Here is a 15442-nt window from a genome sequence, read left to right on the forward strand (position 1 = left end):
CTAACCCGCAAGCTTTTCGGCAGAAAGAGCATAAAGCGGCCCGGCCCCCGCCAGCACCCCAGCCTTAAGCCCAGCCGCCTCCGGGACGATCCGATCGAGGAAAAAGCGCACGGTGGCTGGCTTGCTTTGCGCCAGTGCCGGTGCAGCACCCTCGGCCACCGCGCGGGCCTGCCGCTTAAGCTGCCAGCCCGCAACAACGATGGCGGCCATTGTGCAAAACGGGACGCTCCCGGCAAGACGATCATCGAGGCTCGCTGTATCGCGCATCCATCCAGCGACCTTCGCACAATCCTCTGCCAGCGCCGCCAAACCCGGTTCGTCTTGGGCATCGCGGGCGATTTCGGAAAACAGTGCCAACATCGTTTCTCCGCCATCAAGGCCCAGTTTGCGGGTCACTAGGTCGGCGGCCTGAATGCCGTTGGTCCCTTCGTAAATCGGGGCAATGCGCGCATCGCGCCAATGCTGCGCGGCGCCGGTTTCCTCGATAAAGCCCATGCCGCCGTGAATCTGAATTCCGATACCGGCAACCTCCACACCGATATCGGTTCCCCATGCCTTCAACAGAGGCACAAGAATCTCTGCGCGATTGCCTGCCGCGCTATTGCCAAGTGCCGCGCGATCAACTTGCCCAGCGCAATAATAGAGCAACGCGCGCGCACCCTCGGTCAGCGCCATCATTCGCAAGATCATCCGCCTCACATCGGGATGCTCTATGATTGGCACCGGCGTTTTGTCAGGAGACCCAGCGCGCGCCGACTGCACTCTGTCACGCGCATAGGCGAGCGCTTGCTGCGTAGCTCGCTCTCCAATCTGCACGCCCTGATTACCAACATTGATCCGCGCGTTGTTCATCATCGTGAACATTGCGGCCAATCCGCGATTTTCCGCGCCGACGAGTTCCCCGATGCATTCACCATTGTCACCGTAAGACATGACGCAGGTGGGAGAAGCGTTGATGCCTAGTTTGTGTTCAAGGCTGACCACTCGAAGGTCGTTGCGGGGGCCAAGCGACCCGTCGCCATTCACGTGAAATTTGGGCACAACGAACAGCGAAATGCCGCGCGAACCTTCGGGCGCGCCCGGAAGGCGAGCGAGCACGAGGTGAATGATGTTCTCAGCCAGATCGTGCTCTCCCCACGTGATATAGATTTTTTGCCCGGCAATCCGGTACTTGCCTGCATGGGGTCCAGCGGTGACCGGTTCTGCGGTGGAGCGCAGCGCGCCAACGTCACTGCCAGCGGCGGGTTCGGTCAGGTTCATCGTGCCAGACCATTTCCCGCTGACGAGATTGGGCAGGTACTTTGCCTGTTGGTCCTTGCTGCCGTGATGCTCAAGCGCTTCAATCGCGCCTACCGACAACATCGGCAGCAGGTTGAACGCCATATTGGCGGCACCGAGGTTTTCGAGCACATTGCAACCCAAAGTGAACGGCAGGCCCTGTCCGCCGAATTCAACCGGGCTCGCAATCGCATTCCATCCCTGTTCAACATAGCTGCCATAGGCTTGTCTGAAGCCATCGGGCAGCCGCACCACTCCGTTTTCCAGCTTTGCGCCCTCGAGATCGCCGATTCGGTTAAGCGGGGCGAACTCTCCGGCGGCGAATTGACCGACCCCTTCGACGATGGCTTCGACCAGATCGGCTTCGGCCTGCGCGAATTTCTCCGACTGTGCGAGCTCTTCGATCCCGGCATTGACGCGGATGGCAAGCAGCTGGTCGTGAGTGGGCGGGGTGTAGGGTGTCACGGGTGATTTCAATCCTGCGTTGGTGTGTTGCGGGGTGGTAAACTGCACGTGCCTATTGGCACAGATCACCGAAGAATATAGCGGCCATGCGATGAGCGGCAAGAACGTTACGGATGTGGTGCTGGCGGATGCCGAAGGCGTTGCCCGGGCCGCGCAAATTCTCGAATCGGGGGGGCTGGTCGCGCTGCCCACTGAAACGGTTTACGGGTTGGCAGCGCGGGCGGACAGCGCTGAAGCGGTGGCAAAGATTTATTGGGCCAAGGGGCGACCGGATTTCAACCCTTTGATCGTGCATGTGCGCGACCTTGCCCAGGCTGAAGAAATTGCGGTGATTGATGATCGTGCTCGCAATCTGGCCGAACGGTTCTGGCCTGGGCCGTTGACGCTGATCCTGCCGCTGCGTGAGGGCGCGCGGATCGCGGGTGCGGTTACAGCCGGACTGCCGAGAATTGCGCTGCGCCAACCTGCGCATCGAGTGATGCAGGCCGTGTTGGCGCAAACCGGGTTTCCGGTCGCCGCACCATCAGCCAACCGAAGCGAGGAAATCAGCCCGACCCGGGCCGATCATGTCACCGTCTCGCTGGGCGAGCGATGCCCACTGGTGCTGGATGGCGGGGCCAGCCAAAAAGGTCTTGAGTCGACGATAGTTGCGCTTCGTGGTGCCGGTGCTGGTGCCGAGGACGGCGGTTGGTCGCTGCTTCGTCCCGGCCCGGTGACCAAGGAAACGTTGGAGCGTATTCTCGGCCCCGAAACCCCCAATGTCGATGCGGGGATAGAGGCCCCTGGTCAGATGGCGCGCCATTACTCTCCCGGAAAGCCCATGCGGCTGAGCGTGGGCGGTGCGGCAGAAGGTGAATTTTTTATCGGCTTTGGCGAAGTGGCAGGTGACTGCAATCTATCACCTTCGGGCGATCTCAACGAGGCAGCTGCCCGCCTGTATGATTGTCTGCACCGCGCTGCTGCCTCCGACAAGTCCGCAATTGCGGTTGCTCCGATACCTTACGGTGAAGTTGGACGCGCCATCAATGACCGGTTGCACCGCGCAGCGGCGCCACTGGATTAATCGTCTTTTGGTTCAACCGGCACACTGGGCATTATCGCCTGCATTTCAGCATAGGTAGCCTGCGCGTCATCGCAGGCTTCATCATTGCCATCGCGGCATTTGTCGATTTCTTTGGCATAGCGGCGCTCAAGCTCGCCCAACCGCTCTTCACGCCGACGGATTTCCCGCCCGCGAGTCTCGTCCGCTTCGGATTGGCTGGTGGTGGCAAGGTCGACTGCCTTTGCGCCCACCCGCACGGGTGCCGTCACGACATCCGCCGCAGCCCTCACCAGGCAACCAGAAAGAGTGAGCGAGATGGCAGCCAAGCCGAAAATCAAGGGAGCGCGCATGAATTTCCTCATGCGCGCTCCTTCAGATTTTGCAAGTCTTGCCGTTCAAGCGAACAGCATGGAAGGGTTACTGAGCGTCCAGATCTGTGACTGGTTGGGCTTCGTCGGCGGCGGCAGCTGGTCCTGGTCCGCAGGTGAGTGTGCCGGAGCCCATCGCGCTGACTGTGCACTTTGCCGAACCGGTCACGCGCACGTCACCAGCGCCAGCAATCGTGGCCTCGACTTCGCCATCGGAGGAGAACTCGACATCGCCTGCCCCACCAATAGAGACTTCGGCAATATTTGCATTCAGGCTAGGCATAGCGACATCGCCTGAACCGCCGATGCTGATTTCAAGCCTTTCGGCGGTGCCCGATCCCTTGATCGAACCCGAACCGCCGATTCTTATCTCGAGCGATTGTGCGGCGATGTTTTTGGCGAGGATTGAGCCCGAACCGCCGATGGTCAGTTCTGCCGTTTCAGCGACGCTCCCGGTTTCAACCGAGCCCGATCCTGCAATCGTAATGCTCTGCGGGGCGGGCATGGTCACTCGGACGGTCGCCTTGCCGTCACGAATTTCGAGGTCGGGATCGCTCATCACGCCAATCGAATCCTGGTCGAGCACAAACCGCAGTGCGCCTTCGCTGTCGCCCTCTACCGAAATATCCAGCGTTTCGCCCTCGGTAATGATGACAGTCACATTGGTCGCCAGTACCAGTTCGGTCGGAGCCGCACCCGCCATGTCCAGTTCGGACAAAGGCACGCCTTCCTCACCATTGATGGTAACATTCATATTGTCACAACCGCTGAGTCCGGCACCCATCGCCAGCGCCGCGATCGGCGCAAGGCTTTGCAAGATCTTGTCGAACATTTATATTCTCCGCCAATTTTCCTGAAATACGAAAGCGTATTGCCGATATAATACACTAACGAACCCAGCGCAAGGTTTTGGCTTGGTGGCCCACCGCGTTCCAAAGCAAAAGGCCGCCCTAGTGGACGGCCTTTCACATTTGTCAGAGCGAAAACGAGGCTAAATCAGGCTTCTTCGCTGCTTTCGTAATATTGCGGTGCATGTTCGCGCAGCACGTTGAGGATTTTTTCCAGAGCGGCTGCCTCATTGGTTTCTTCCATCGCGGCGAGTTCCCGCGCAAGGCGGCTGGAGGCGGCTTCGAAAATCTGACGCTCCGAATAGCTTTGTTCGGGCTGATCTTCGGGCCGGAACAGGTCCCGGGTGACCTCCGCAATTAGGACTATCTCGCCCGAATTGATCTTGGCTTCATACTCCTGCGCGCGGCGCGACCACATGGTGCGCTTGACCCGAGGTTTGCCTTTCAGCGTGTCCATCGCCTCTTTCAAGGTCTTGTCCGAGGACAGCTTGCGCATGCCGATCGCTTCCACCTTGTTGGTGGGAACGCGCAGGGTCATGCGCTCTTTTTCAAACCGCAGGACGTAAAGCTCCAACTGCATCCCAGCAATTTCTTCGTTCTGCAATTCGATCACGCGGCCAACGCCGTGCTTTGGATAAACTACATAATCGCCAACGGTGAAGGCGGGCGCACTGCTTGCCATGCGAGTTCCTTTCTTTTGGCCTGCCAGCATAGACGCCGTCGGATAAGCCGCTAACGATTCTGGATGTCAGGTAAAAACCTGCCAGAACCGGGCGAAATCCGGTCGGAGCTGAAGAGTGCTGGATTATGGCCTTTCTGGTTTTTGCCGCCAGCGCCGGGACCAGCCGACGCGGTTGCAGCATTATATAACACATTCGCAACAATATTGCGAGTCGCAGAATGCATCACCGATTGATGGAGTGGCAGCCTGTCAATAATCGATAGGCCCTTGAATCGTAAAACCCAGAATTCCTAATCGCCTTCGCCGGGCTCTGGGCTGAAATATTTTTCGAACTTGCCCTTTTCGCCCTTGTGGTCGTCGGCGTCGGCGGGCGGTTCCTTCTGGCCGGTAATGTTGGGCCATTCGGCCGAAAACTTGGTATTGAGCTCAAGCCATTGTTCAAGGCCGTCCTCGGTGTCGGGCAAGATCGCTTCGGCCGGGCATTCGGGTTCGCAGACGCCGCAATCGATACATTCGCTGGGGTTGATAACCAGCATGTTTTCGCCTTCGTAAAAGCAATCAACTGGACACACCTCCACACAGTCGGTGTATTTGCATTTGATGCAGTCATCGGTGACGACATAAGTCATTGGGCGTCTTTCATTCCGAAACTTGAGGTCAAACGGGCGATGTTCGCGTGCGGAGCGCTGCTAAGAGCAATTATCCCTGAGGGTCAAGCTCCCGATAATGAGACTTGGCCATTGCCGGCGAAGCGCGCCGTTCTGGCAGCGATAAAACTTCCACCACGCGAACCTCATTCCCGATCATCAAGGTCAGCACGTCGCCAATACCAACATTCTCGCTAACGCGCTGCACATGGATTCTATTGCGGCGCAAAGCCCGCCCTTCGATCATGCCGCGTGCCGCCGAACGGGTGCGGGCAAAACGCAGGTAAACCAGCAGCCGGTCAAGCCGCATACTGGCAGCGCCCGGCACGCTCATCTGCGGAGCAGATCCGCCAATTTGTCGAATGCGCCGCTCGCACGGGCTGGGCCAATATCAGGCATGGTGTCTGGCTTTGTTTGAGTCCTAGCCACCGGCTTGCCACCACCTTTGCGGGTGTCGCGTCGCGGGGTTGAAGCCTCTTGGACACGCGCACCTTTACCGCGAGCGTCATGCTTTTCTCGCCCCTGCCCCTTCGTCTTATCTGCACCGCGGCCACGGCGCACATTGACGCGCGGTTCTTCATCTGCGCGGCGCGGCCGCCACGTCCAGCTGTCGGGCGCTGCAGGCCCCGATGCGCCCTCGGCTAGGGGTCTTGCCCGTTGCAGACGGAACCCGGCGCTGCCCAACAGTCGCCGGGCGTTCTCTTCCTCCAGCCCGATCGACACTGCCAGAGCCAGATCGAGCCGAAAGCGCGGATTGCGCTCCTTGACCGCGCCGCCGCTTGCCTTGGCGCGCGCGTCAAATGCGGTTCGCAGAATTTTCTCTGCCAGATCCACGCGGATCAATTGCCCGCCGGCCAAGCGGTATCCTGCCGGGATCGCCCTCGCTTCTGGTAAGACTGGCAGCATCATCTCTTGCAGAGGCCGTTTGTCGAGGCCCAAAGCATGCAGCAACCGGCGCGGTGCAGGCTTGAGCAGCGGCGCAGCAAAAATGTCGAGCGCGCCGAATGTAACCCCAAGCTTGCGGAGGAACGGTCGCATCTCCTTCGGCAAATGTTCCAGTCCCGCATTATCCCTGCCAACCACCCCGCGCGCCTCGATCAACGTGATCAACAGGGCGCGGGCCTGGCTGCCGGCTTCGGGGTCGCGAGCCGCTTCGGCGAGCTTGCGCAGTGGTGCGAGCGGCTCAAGCTGTTTGCCGAGCCATTCCAGCAGACCCGTCACCAGTGCCGACCTTGCGGCTTCAGGCAAGGCCGCAATCTCACGCCTGAATTCAATCCGAGGCCCAGCGAAATCATCGGGCATGACAATCGCGGCGATCGGCTGGCTGTTCCAGCTGATTGCCCCGCGCTCGATCGCCAGCTCTCCCAACCCATCGGAAAGCAGCCAACCCGCGCGCTGCGCCAGAATGCCGGGGAGCGCCTTTTCACCTGCCGCCAGCAACATTTTGCGGTCCTGGGACGCTGCATTGGGGTCGACGGTGAAGCGAAACCCCTCAAGCCGCCCAATAACTTCCCCTTCAACGCTCACTGCGCCGGTGGGTTCGAGTGTAACGGGAAGAGCGGTGCCATCCTGGCCCAGCGATTTCATCAAGATTGTCGTCCTTCGGTTCACGAACCGTTCTGTGAGACGCGCGTGCAGCGCATCGGAAAGCTTTGCTTCGACGCCGCGCGCGCGGGCGGCCATTTCATCGCGCGCCAGCACCCAATCGGGCCGCTGGCAGATATAGGCCCACGAACGGATCGCGGCAATTCTTCCCTGCAATGTGTCGATATCGCCCTGCACCCGGTCTAGCTCACTGATCCGCGCCGCAACAAAATCCGCGCCGAGATAGCCGCCTCGAAGGTCCTGCCACAGCCGCGCGACAAACCGCGCATGGGGATCGATCCCGATTTGCCTGAAATCGGGGAGCGAGCATGCCTCCCAAAACCGCCGCACGCTGCCATGGCCGCGTACATCTTTAGCCAGTGGTTGGCTGGACAACCGTTTCAGCACCGCCAGATCGATCGATTCGGGAGCGCCGCGCAGCATTTCGCCTTCCGGGCGCGCCTCCAGATCGCCGATCAGCAATTCCAGATTATCAAAACGCGGATCAGCTTCGCGCCAGAACAGATGGGTAAGAGGCGCAAATTTGTGCTCTTCGATCGCAAAAATCTCTTCGTCGGTGAATTCAAGCGGCGCGCCCGTTCGGCTTCCGCCGCCGGTTAGCGCCCCGAAACTTCCGTCGCGTTGATGCCGCCCGGCCCGTCCGGCAATCTGCGCCATCTCCGCCGGGGTCAGCCGCCGCTTTCGCTGTCCATCGAATTTGGTAAGCGCGGCAAAGGCGACGTGGTGCAGATCAAGATTGAGACCCATTCCGATGGCGTCGGTGGCGACGATATAATCGACATCACCATTTTGGAACAATTCGACCTGTTTGTTGCGCGTTTCTGGTGAAAGAGCACCCATCACCACCGCTGCACCGCCGCGAAACCTGCGAAGGGCTTCTGCCATGGCATAGACCTGTTCCACCGAGAAGGCGACGACCGCGCTGCGCGGCATCAGGCGCGACAATTTGGCGGTGCCCGAATGAGTAAGCGTGGAAAACCGCGGTCGTCCCACCATTTCGACATCGGGGATCAACTTGCGCATCACCGGCTGCAGCGTTGCCGAACCGAGGATCATCGTCTCTTCGCGGCCTCGCGCATGCATTAAACGGTCGGTAAAGATATGACCGCGTTCAGGATCAGCGCCGATCTGCGCTTCGTCAATGGCGACAAAGGCGTGCCCGCCGCCCAGCCGGTCCATCGCTTCGATCGTGCAGCAGAAATACCGCGCATTGGGCGGTTCGATGCGCTGTTCTCCCGTAATCAGGGCCACGGCCTGATCGCCCTTTATCGCGCGCACCCGGTCATAAACCTCGCGCGCCAGCAACCGCAGCGGAAAGCCCATCATGCCCGATGAATGACCGCACATCCGTTCAATGGCGAGATGCGTCTTGCCCGTGTTGGTCGGGCCAAGCACAGCGCGCACACGCCCTTGATCGCGCTTCCTTGCGATAGCGGGCTTTACGATAGCGGAAGATGTCACGCGCGTTCTTGTGTCAGGCTTGCCGAAGCGGAGCAATAGGTCATTCGCGGTTCGTGACCGGTGGTCTGGTCTTGCAGCTTAGGCAGAACACCTTATCGCATCTGAGGCGCATCTGGTCGCTGGTTAAGTGCACATTTACTTTGATTGGCCATGGTTTGCGGGCAATAGCGCGGCGTGAGCGGTCCCCGCTCAATTTCCGTGCGCAAATGCGATTGAAGGTTTGACGATTGGATCATTCAGGCGATCTCTCCCAGGCGGACGCTCCGCAACCGGTTTCCGGGCCAGGCGATGGCGTGCTGATCCGCGCTCCGGCGCGGGGTGCCGGTGATCGAATAGACGCTGAGACCGCACGCGAATTTGCCCCCTATTTCCACAGCTCCCGCCAGCTTTCCTCCCCCAGCAAGGGTGAACAGGTCCGGCATCAGGTCCTCTCGCGGGTTACGGGTTGGGGTGAACGCTATGATGAATGGAAGCTGGGTGTCGGGGTATGGTTTGACCGGATCGACCTCGCTCCCGATCTGGCAGAAAATATCGGCAGCCGCCGGTGGTTTCGCGGGCTCGGCACGATGCTCGCACTGGGGGCGGTAGCGGTGGCGTTCTGGCCCAGCCTGACCCCACTCGAAGCGCGCGCGCCCATGCCGCAGGACGCCGGTATTCGCGATGAATTCCGCAGCCAGATGATCATGCCGCTGGCACTCGGTGCGGATAGCGGGCGGCGAATGGGACCGACTGCCGATGTGATCCCGCTCAAGAACGCGCCCGAACGCCCGCAGATCGAACTGATTGCCACGCTTGCCCCCGGAGACAGTTTTGCCAGCATGCTGCGCCGCGCCGGCGTGTCCGCAACCGACATTGGCCGTGTCAGCGAACTGATCGGCGGCGCGATGGCGCTGTCCGAGATTGAGCCCGGCACTCAGATTGACATCGTGCTGGGCCGCCGCGCAGAGGCAGGGGCGCCGCGCCCACTCGACGCGCTGAAGTTTCGCGCCCGGTTCGATCTTGAGCTGGAGATTGCCCGCCCCGATCCTTTGCCAGATGGCACCCGCAGCGGCGCTCTTTCGCTCGCCCGCAATGTCATCCGCGTTGATGACACGCCTTTGCGCGTGCGCGGAAAGGTGGGCTCCAGCCTTTATCGCTCGATGCGTGCCGCCGGTGTCCCGGCCAGCGCGGTTCAGGATTATCTGCGCGCGCTCGACGATCAGATCGACATGGACCGCGAGGTGCGTTCCAGCGATGATTTCGATGTCATCATCGCCTATCGCCGCGCCGCCACGGGAGAGCGGCAGGCCGGGCAATTGCTCTATGCCGGGATTGAACGCGGGGGCGAGCCCAAGACACAATTGATGCGTTGGGGCGCGGAGGGCCGATTTTACGAAGCATCCGGGGTTGGGGAACAGCGCCGCGGTCTGGTTGCCCCGGTGCCCGGAGCGATTTCTTCGAGTTACGGGATGCGGCGGCACCCGATTCTGGGATACCGCAGAATGCACTCTGGCATGGACTTCCGCGCCAGTTACGGCACCGCAATCGTGGCGGTAACCGATGGCCGTGTGACCTCTGCCGGACGTGCGGGCGGCTGCGGCAATGCCGTGCGGATTGACCACGGCGGCGGGCTCGCCACGCGCTATTGCCACATGAGCCGGATGGCGGTCTCGCGCGGGCAACAGGTCCGGCGTGGGCAAGTGATCGGTTATGTCGGGTCGACCGGACTGTCGACCGGTCCGCACCTGCACTATGAAATGTATCGCGGCGGGCGGGCGATCAATCCGGCAAGCGTCGATTTCGTCACCCGTTCTGTGCTCGACGGGACCGAACTGATTGACTTCCGCCGCCGCCTGATTGTTCTGCGCGCGATCGAACCCGGCGCCGCGCTGGAGGACCTTGAACCGCTCGCGGGCGAAATCGAAGAACCGCTGCGCGAGATCGAAAAAATCGACCTTGCGAGCGCCGTTGATTGAAGCCGCGTTTTGCGGCAAGCCCGCCGCATGACGACAGCCAGCTATCCCAACATCCGCATGCGCCGCACCCGCGCAAGCCATTGGAGCCGTAAGCTCCACCGCGAAACGCTGATTACCTCGGCGGACCTGATCTGGCCGCTGTTCGTGACCGAGGGCAGCGGAGCGGAGGAACCGATTGCGACCTTGCCCGGCGTCTCGCGCTGGTCGGTCGACGGGATTGTGGCCCGGGCCAAGGAGGCAGTCGCGCTCGGCATCCCGGTGGTCGCCCTGTTCCCCAACACGCAACCCGACCGGCGCAGCGACGACGGTGCCGAGGCGCACAACCCGGACAATCTGATGTGCCGCGCAATCCGTGCGATCAAGGACGCTTGCGGTGATGAAATCGGCGTGCTGACCGATGTCGCGCTCGACCCCTACACCGCCCACGGACAAGACGGGCTGCTCGATGAAAAAGGCTATGTCACCAATGACGCCACGGTCGCGGCACTGGTCGATCAGGCAATCAACCAGGCCGAAGCGGGCGCGGATATCATCGCGCCAAGCGATATGATGGACGGACGCATTCACGCCATCCGCATGGCGTTGGAAATGGGCGGGCATCAAAACGTCCAGATCATGAGCTATGCTGCCAAATACGCCAGCGCCTTTTACGGACCGTTCCGCGACGCGGTGGGATCGGGCGGACTGCTGAAAGGTGATAAGAAAAGCTATCAGATGGACCCCGCCAACAGCGATGAGGCCTTGCGCGAGGTCGCACTCGACATTGCCGAAGGCGCCGACAGCGTCATGGTCAAACCGGGCCTTGCCTATCTCGACATTATCTACCGGGTCAAACAGCGCTTTGGCGTGCCGGTCTTTGCCTATCAGGTCAGCGGCGAATATGCGATGATCGAAGCCGCGCAGGCCGCCGGGATTGGTGACCGCGATGCGCTGCTGATGGAAAAGCTGCTGGCGTTCAAACGCGCCGGATGCAGCGGCATTCTGACCTATCACGCGCCGGTGGCCGCGCGTTTGCTCAATGGCTGAATTCCGCCATGAAACCGCTCGGCTGGTGCTGCGCGACTGGCGGGATGAGGACTGGCCGGAATTCTGGCGGAGCACAAATACGCCAGCAGTCATGCGCTGGCTCGGCGGGGTCTGCGATGAACCCAAGCGCATCGCCGCGCAGGACCGGCTGCTTTCCTATCGCCGCGACCATGGTCACACTTTCTGGGCAGCCATACGCAAGGAAGACGGCCATTTGCTTGGCTTTTGCGGGCTAAAGCGGTCCAATCAGGCGGGCGGCCCGATTGGCATGATGGAGATCGGATGGCGTCTGCGCGAGGACGCATGGGGACAGGGTTATGCCAAAGAGGGCGCGCAGGCCGCGCTTGCCCTCGGCTTTGACCGGTTTGGCGCGGATGAAATCATCGCGCTGACCGTCGCGGGCAACACGCCAAGCTGGGGCCTGATGCTGCGGCTTGGGATGAAACGGCGCGAGGATCTTGATTTCGCCAATGATGATTTCGATCCTGATAGCGGCTCCATCATTGTCTATTCCATCGACCGCACGGTGCGAGAGGACCGCGACCGTGGCTGAACCCGTGATTGAAACCCAGCGCCTGATCCTGCGCCGGATCGGAGAGGGCGACGCCGAATTGCAGGACCGCTTGCTCAACACCCCCACGGTGATGGCGCATCTGGGCGGGGTCAAGACGCTTGATGAAATCCGCACCAAGCACGAAAAATCGCAAGCGCTGTTTGAACATTATGGCTTTGGTTTCATGATGTTGATCGAAAAAGCCAGCGGCGAAATGGTCGGACATTGCGGGATGAAACGGGTCGACAATCCGCTCGCCCCCAACCCCGGCGATCACGAAATCGGTTGGCTGGTGCGCGAAGATCGCTGGCGGCAGGGTTATGCCGAAGAAGCAATGCGCGCGGTTATCGACTGGGCGTTTGGCGCGATTCGCGCGCCGCATCTGGTCGCGCTGACCAGCAACGCCAACCGGGGCAGTTGGCGGTTGATGGAAAAGCTCGGGATGGAACGCCGCACCGATCTTGATTTTACCGATCCCGGTTTCTCCGCACAGGACAATCCAACGATCCAGTATTCGCTCACCAAAGCGCAATGGGAGAAGAGCTCATGACCGCCCAAGACCCGCGATTTCCGGGTGCCAACATCATACCAATCCACGGCAAGGCCCCGAAGATCCACGACACCGCGTTCATCGCTCCCGGTGCGACGATCATCGGCGACGTTGAAATCGGTGCAGGCTCATCAATCTGGTACAATTGCGTGGTGCGCGCCGATGTGTTCACCATCCGCATTGGCGAGCGCACCAATGTGCAGGACGGCAGTGTGCTGCATTGTGATCCGCCGCGCCCCGGTGATGAGGAAGGGTGCCCGCTGGTGATCGGTGATGATGCGCTGATCGGACATATGGCGATGGTGCATGGCTGCACGATCCACGATCGCGGTTTCGTCGGCCTTGGTGCGATTGTCATGAACAAGGCGGTGATCGGCAGCGACGCCATGCTGGCGGCAGGCGCGATGCTGACGGAGCGCAAGATTATGGCCCCGCGCGAATTGTGGGCCGGGCGTCCGGCGACGCGAATGAAGGAACTTTCCGACGCTGCAATGGCCGGGATGCGGATGGGGACCGCGCATTATGCCGAAAATGCCAAGGCTCATGCAGCGGCAGTGGCAAAAGCGTTTGAGTGATGGCGCGGCCCCGGCCGGACTTGCCAGAGGCGGCGGCGCTGCGCGCCTGCATTGACGCAGAAGGCTGTCTCGCAGTGCGGGTTACCCCCGGCGCGCGCGAACAATCGATCACGATCACCGGAGGCAGCGTGCAGGTGAAGGTCCGCGCCGTGCCCGATAAAGGCGCGGCCAATGCCGCAGTTCTGGCCTTGCTCTCGGAGGCGCTGGACACCGCGCCAACGCGAATCACTTTGCTGCGCGGTGGGACTTCGCGGCAAAAACTGTTCCGTGTGGATGGCGATTAGAATTCCGAATAACACCCCGATCCGCTTGACACATTGGACAGGGTGTCAAGCGCGTATTTCAGGACCAAATATCGGAAAAACAAAGGGAAATCGGAAAAGTGCCTGCTTGACACTTTTCCAACTCGTTTTTCGCCCGCGCCTTCCGAATGGGCTGACCGCTTACAATGTCAAAGAACTCGTCTGCCGTGGCACACAATGCCCTGTGTAGGAAAGCGGTTCAGGCGCTGGCAGGCTGGCGCCTATATTTGAGCATATAGGGCACATAGTCGATCTTGCCGATTTCCAGCCCCTCTTTGCGGAGGATCGAATAGGCCGCCATGATGTGAAAATAGAACTGCGCCAGCGCCCAATCGCGGACATATTCCTGCGCGGTCAGATCGAACGCCATGCCGTTCGGCAGCGCCAGCGCGACCGGTGCATCATCGGCGACAAAGGTGCCCTTGCTCCATCCATCAATCGCCGCGCGGGTGGCGGCGATGCGGGCGCGCGCTTCGGTCAGCGTAGCGGGGCTTTCATCGGCTGAGGCAAAGTCGATGCCGCCCAGCTTTGCCATAGCCTCGCCCGGCATGTTGCAGACAAACCGCACCTGCGCGGCCAGCGGATACATATCGGCCGTCAGGCTGGCCTGCATCAAAGCATCGCCTTGGCCATGCGCCTCTGCCTTGGCCAGCCAGCCATCGAGGCTGCCGAGCATCTGGTTCCACACTGGCGTAATCTGGTCTTTGATCGACATAGAGAATCTCCCGTTTCAAAATGCAACTTAATAACGGGGAGCGTTCCATGCAACCGGCAATTGCCGCCTCAGCCAAAAAGCTTGCGCGATTTTGACAGCCGCAGCAGCAAGCCCAGCGCCACGCCGGTGCCGATCGCAATGGTGAGATCAGCCGCCACCGTCAGCAACAGCGTCAGCAATAACAAGGCGCGGTCCGCGACCGGCGCTGCCCAATAGCTGCGCCATTTGTGCGGCTCGCTCATGTTCCATGCGGTGATCAGCAGCAATCCGGCGAGAGCAGGCAGCGCGAGATACCCCGCCAGCGGCGCTGCAGCGAGCATGATCAGCAGGATGAACGCCGCATGCAGCACCCCTGCGACCGGCGTTTTGCCCCCGGCGTTGACGTTGGTGGCGGTGCGCGCAATCGCTCCGGTCGCGGGCATCCCGCCGAACAAGGCCGAGCCGAGATTGGCCCAGCCCTGCGCGCTGACCTCGGCATTGGGGCGGTGCTGGCTACCGATCATCCGGTCGGCAACCATTGCCGAAAGCAGCGATTCCACCGCCGCAAGGAACGCAATGACCAAGGCTGAGGGGAGCAGTTCGGCCACTTTGGCAAAGGTGATGTCAGGGACGCTGGGCCAGGGCAGCGCGCGCGGCAATTCGCCGTAACGCCCGGCGATGGTTTCAACCGGCATAGCGGCCAGCATTACGCCTGCCGACACCACCGCCATAGCCACCACCAGCCCCGGAAAGCGCGGAAAAGCGCGCCGCAAGACCACGATCAGCACCATCGCCGCGATGCCCGTGACCACCGCCAGCGGGTTGATATCGCCGCGCGCCGCCCAGATTGCCGGTGCCTTTTCGGCAAGATCGGCGGGCACCCCGCGTAAATCCAGCCCCAGCAAATCGCCAAGCTGGCTGAAGGCGATGATCAACGCGATCCCGATGGTGAACCCATTGACGACCGCTTCGGGCACCAGCGCTATCAGCCGTCCCGCCCTCAGCCACCCCGCGACGATCAGGATCACGCCTGCCATCGCGGTCGCCAGCACCAAACCGTCATAGCCATGATCGGCGATCACCCCAAACACCACCACGATAAACGCCCCGGTCGGTCCGCCGATCTGCACCCGGCTGCCGCCAAGCAGCGAGATCAGCAGCCCGCCGATGACCGCGGTCACCAATCCCTTGGCCGGGTCAGCCCCAGACGCAATCGCAATGGCGATGCTGAGCGGAATCGCCACCATGGCCACCGTCAGGCCAGCGAGCGCATCGGACACGAACAATGCCGGTGAATAGTCCCGCATCGTCGTCAGGATCTTGGGTTGCATGAAATGCAATTATGCCTCGCACCCCTATGGCGCAAGCAAAGATAGGCGGCGGTATTATTG

Annotated in this window: 16 protein-coding genes; 7 read left to right on the forward strand and 9 right to left on the reverse strand. The window is 61.2% G+C overall.

The genetic code is table 11. The annotated features are described in order from the left end of the window. Complete coding sequence (locus ACM64M_RS01150; RefSeq protein WP_416226803.1) at positions 1 to 1743, reverse strand: acyl-CoA dehydrogenase; 1743 nt, start codon at positions 1741 to 1743, stop codon at positions 1 to 3. Between the two features lie 91 nt (positions 1744 to 1834). On the opposite strand from ACM64M_RS01150, the gene ACM64M_RS01155 reads away from it, so the two are divergent. Continuing rightward, positions 1835 to 2806: an L-threonylcarbamoyladenylate synthase gene (locus tag ACM64M_RS01155; protein ID WP_416227338.1), complete on the forward strand. Its 972-nt coding sequence runs from the start codon at positions 1835 to 1837 to the stop codon at positions 2804 to 2806. Here ACM64M_RS01155 and ACM64M_RS01160 read toward each other — a convergent pair. From ACM64M_RS01160 to ACM64M_RS01185, 6 genes are all read right to left on the reverse strand, one after another. Continuing rightward, positions 2803 to 3135 carry a hypothetical protein gene (locus tag ACM64M_RS01160; RefSeq protein ID WP_416226804.1) on the reverse strand — a complete coding sequence of 111 codons (333 nt, stop codon included), beginning with the start codon at positions 3133 to 3135 and terminating at the stop codon, positions 2803 to 2805. The genes ACM64M_RS01155 and ACM64M_RS01160 overlap by 4 nt on opposite strands. Positions 3136 to 3202: 67 nt before the next feature. After that, complete coding sequence (locus ACM64M_RS01165; protein ID WP_416226805.1) at positions 3203 to 3985, reverse strand: GIN domain-containing protein; 783 nt, start codon at positions 3983 to 3985, stop codon at positions 3203 to 3205. A gap of 164 nt (positions 3986 to 4149) precedes the next feature. Next, a complete protein-coding gene (locus tag ACM64M_RS01170) occupies positions 4150 to 4683 on the reverse strand; it encodes a CarD family transcriptional regulator (protein WP_416226806.1) in 534 nt (177 codons plus the stop codon). 290 nt (positions 4684 to 4973) lie between these two features. After that, entirely contained in the window at positions 4974 to 5312 is a 339-nt protein-coding gene (fdxA, locus tag ACM64M_RS01175) for a ferredoxin FdxA (RefSeq protein ID WP_416226807.1), read from the reverse strand. A 70-nt stretch (positions 5313 to 5382) separates the two neighbouring features. Beyond that, positions 5383 to 5664, reverse strand: coding sequence for a S4 domain-containing protein (locus ACM64M_RS01180; RefSeq protein WP_416226808.1), 282 nt, complete (start codon positions 5662 to 5664; stop codon positions 5383 to 5385). Next, the gene (locus tag ACM64M_RS01185) at positions 5661 to 8396 is read right to left on the reverse strand and encodes a helicase-related protein (RefSeq protein WP_416226809.1); all 2736 of its coding nucleotides are present in this window, start codon (positions 8394 to 8396) and stop codon (positions 5661 to 5663) included. The genes ACM64M_RS01180 and ACM64M_RS01185 overlap by 4 nt, the downstream gene beginning before the upstream one ends. A gap of 227 nt (positions 8397 to 8623) precedes the next feature. Here ACM64M_RS01185 and ACM64M_RS01190 point away from each other — a divergent pair, with 227 nt between their 5' ends. The 6 genes from ACM64M_RS01190 to ACM64M_RS01215 are packed head-to-tail and all read left to right on the forward strand — an operon-like array spanning position 8624 to position 13339. Next, positions 8624 to 10351 carry a M23 family metallopeptidase gene (locus tag ACM64M_RS01190; RefSeq protein WP_416226810.1) on the forward strand — a complete coding sequence of 576 codons (1728 nt, stop codon included), beginning with the start codon at positions 8624 to 8626 and terminating at the stop codon, positions 10349 to 10351. Between the two features lie 27 nt (positions 10352 to 10378). Beyond that, positions 10379 to 11377: a porphobilinogen synthase gene (gene hemB / locus ACM64M_RS01195; protein ID WP_416226811.1), complete on the forward strand. Its 999-nt coding sequence runs from the start codon at positions 10379 to 10381 to the stop codon at positions 11375 to 11377. Beyond that, entirely contained in the window at positions 11370 to 11930 is a 561-nt protein-coding gene (locus ACM64M_RS01200; RefSeq protein WP_416226812.1) for a GNAT family N-acetyltransferase, read from the forward strand. Before hemB ends, ACM64M_RS01200 begins: the two co-directional genes overlap by 8 nt. Further along, positions 11923 to 12480, forward strand: a complete 558-nt coding sequence (locus ACM64M_RS01205) for a GNAT family N-acetyltransferase (protein WP_416226813.1) — start codon at positions 11923 to 11925, stop codon at positions 12478 to 12480. The genes ACM64M_RS01200 and ACM64M_RS01205 overlap by 8 nt, the downstream gene beginning before the upstream one ends. After that, complete coding sequence (locus tag ACM64M_RS01210; RefSeq protein ID WP_416226814.1) at positions 12477 to 13055, forward strand: gamma carbonic anhydrase family protein; 579 nt, start codon at positions 12477 to 12479, stop codon at positions 13053 to 13055. Before ACM64M_RS01205 ends, ACM64M_RS01210 begins: the two co-directional genes overlap by 4 nt. Beyond that, positions 13055 to 13339, forward strand: a complete 285-nt coding sequence (locus ACM64M_RS01215; protein WP_416226815.1) for a DUF167 domain-containing protein — start codon at positions 13055 to 13057, stop codon at positions 13337 to 13339. The genes ACM64M_RS01210 and ACM64M_RS01215 overlap by 1 nt, the downstream gene beginning before the upstream one ends. A 217-nt stretch (positions 13340 to 13556) precedes the next feature. On the opposite strand, the gene ACM64M_RS01220 is transcribed toward ACM64M_RS01215, so the two are convergent. Then, positions 13557 to 14072, reverse strand: coding sequence for a DUF1993 family protein (locus ACM64M_RS01220; RefSeq protein ID WP_416226816.1), 516 nt, complete (start codon positions 14070 to 14072; stop codon positions 13557 to 13559). A 68-nt stretch (positions 14073 to 14140) separates the two neighbouring features. Next, on the reverse strand, positions 14141 to 15382 hold the full coding sequence (locus ACM64M_RS01225; protein ID WP_416226817.1) for a SulP family inorganic anion transporter: 1242 nt from the start codon (positions 15380 to 15382) through the stop codon (positions 14141 to 14143). Between the last annotated feature and the right edge of the window lie 60 nt (positions 15383 to 15442).

The sequence above is a fragment of the Qipengyuania sp. ASV99 genome (assembly GCF_047872805.1).
Classification (GTDB): Bacteria; Pseudomonadota; Alphaproteobacteria; order Sphingomonadales; family Sphingomonadaceae; genus Erythrobacter.

Bases quoted from the DNA above. Each gene is read 5' to 3' on its own strand.
- ACM64M_RS01155 (WP_416227338.1), top strand. From the start codon at position 1,835: ATGAGCGGCAAGAACGTTACGGATGTGGTGCTGGCGGATGCCGAAGGC.
- ACM64M_RS01160 (WP_416226804.1), bottom strand. From the start codon at position 3,135: ATGCGCGCTCCCTTGATTTTCGGCTTGGCTGCCATCTCGCTCACTCTT.
- ACM64M_RS01165 (WP_416226805.1), bottom strand. From the start codon at position 3,985: ATGTTCGACAAGATCTTGCAAAGCCTTGCGCCGATCGCGGCGCTGGCG.
- ACM64M_RS01170 (WP_416226806.1), bottom strand. From the start codon at position 4,683: ATGGCAAGCAGTGCGCCCGCCTTCACCGTTGGCGATTATGTAGTTTAT.
- fdxA (WP_416226807.1), bottom strand. From the start codon at position 5,312: ATGACTTATGTCGTCACCGATGACTGCATCAAATGCAAATACACCGAC.
- ACM64M_RS01180 (WP_416226808.1), bottom strand. From the start codon at position 5,664: ATGAGCGTGCCGGGCGCTGCCAGTATGCGGCTTGACCGGCTGCTGGTT.
- hemB (WP_416226811.1), top strand. From the start codon at position 10,379: ATGACGACAGCCAGCTATCCCAACATCCGCATGCGCCGCACCCGCGCA.
- ACM64M_RS01200 (WP_416226812.1), top strand. From the start codon at position 11,370: ATGGCTGAATTCCGCCATGAAACCGCTCGGCTGGTGCTGCGCGACTGG.
- ACM64M_RS01210 (WP_416226814.1), top strand. From the start codon at position 12,477: ATGACCGCCCAAGACCCGCGATTTCCGGGTGCCAACATCATACCAATC.
- ACM64M_RS01215 (WP_416226815.1), top strand. From the start codon at position 13,055: ATGGCGCGGCCCCGGCCGGACTTGCCAGAGGCGGCGGCGCTGCGCGCC.
- ACM64M_RS01220 (WP_416226816.1), bottom strand. From the start codon at position 14,072: ATGTCGATCAAAGACCAGATTACGCCAGTGTGGAACCAGATGCTCGGC.
- ACM64M_RS01225 (WP_416226817.1), bottom strand. From the start codon at position 15,382: ATGCAACCCAAGATCCTGACGACGATGCGGGACTATTCACCGGCATTG.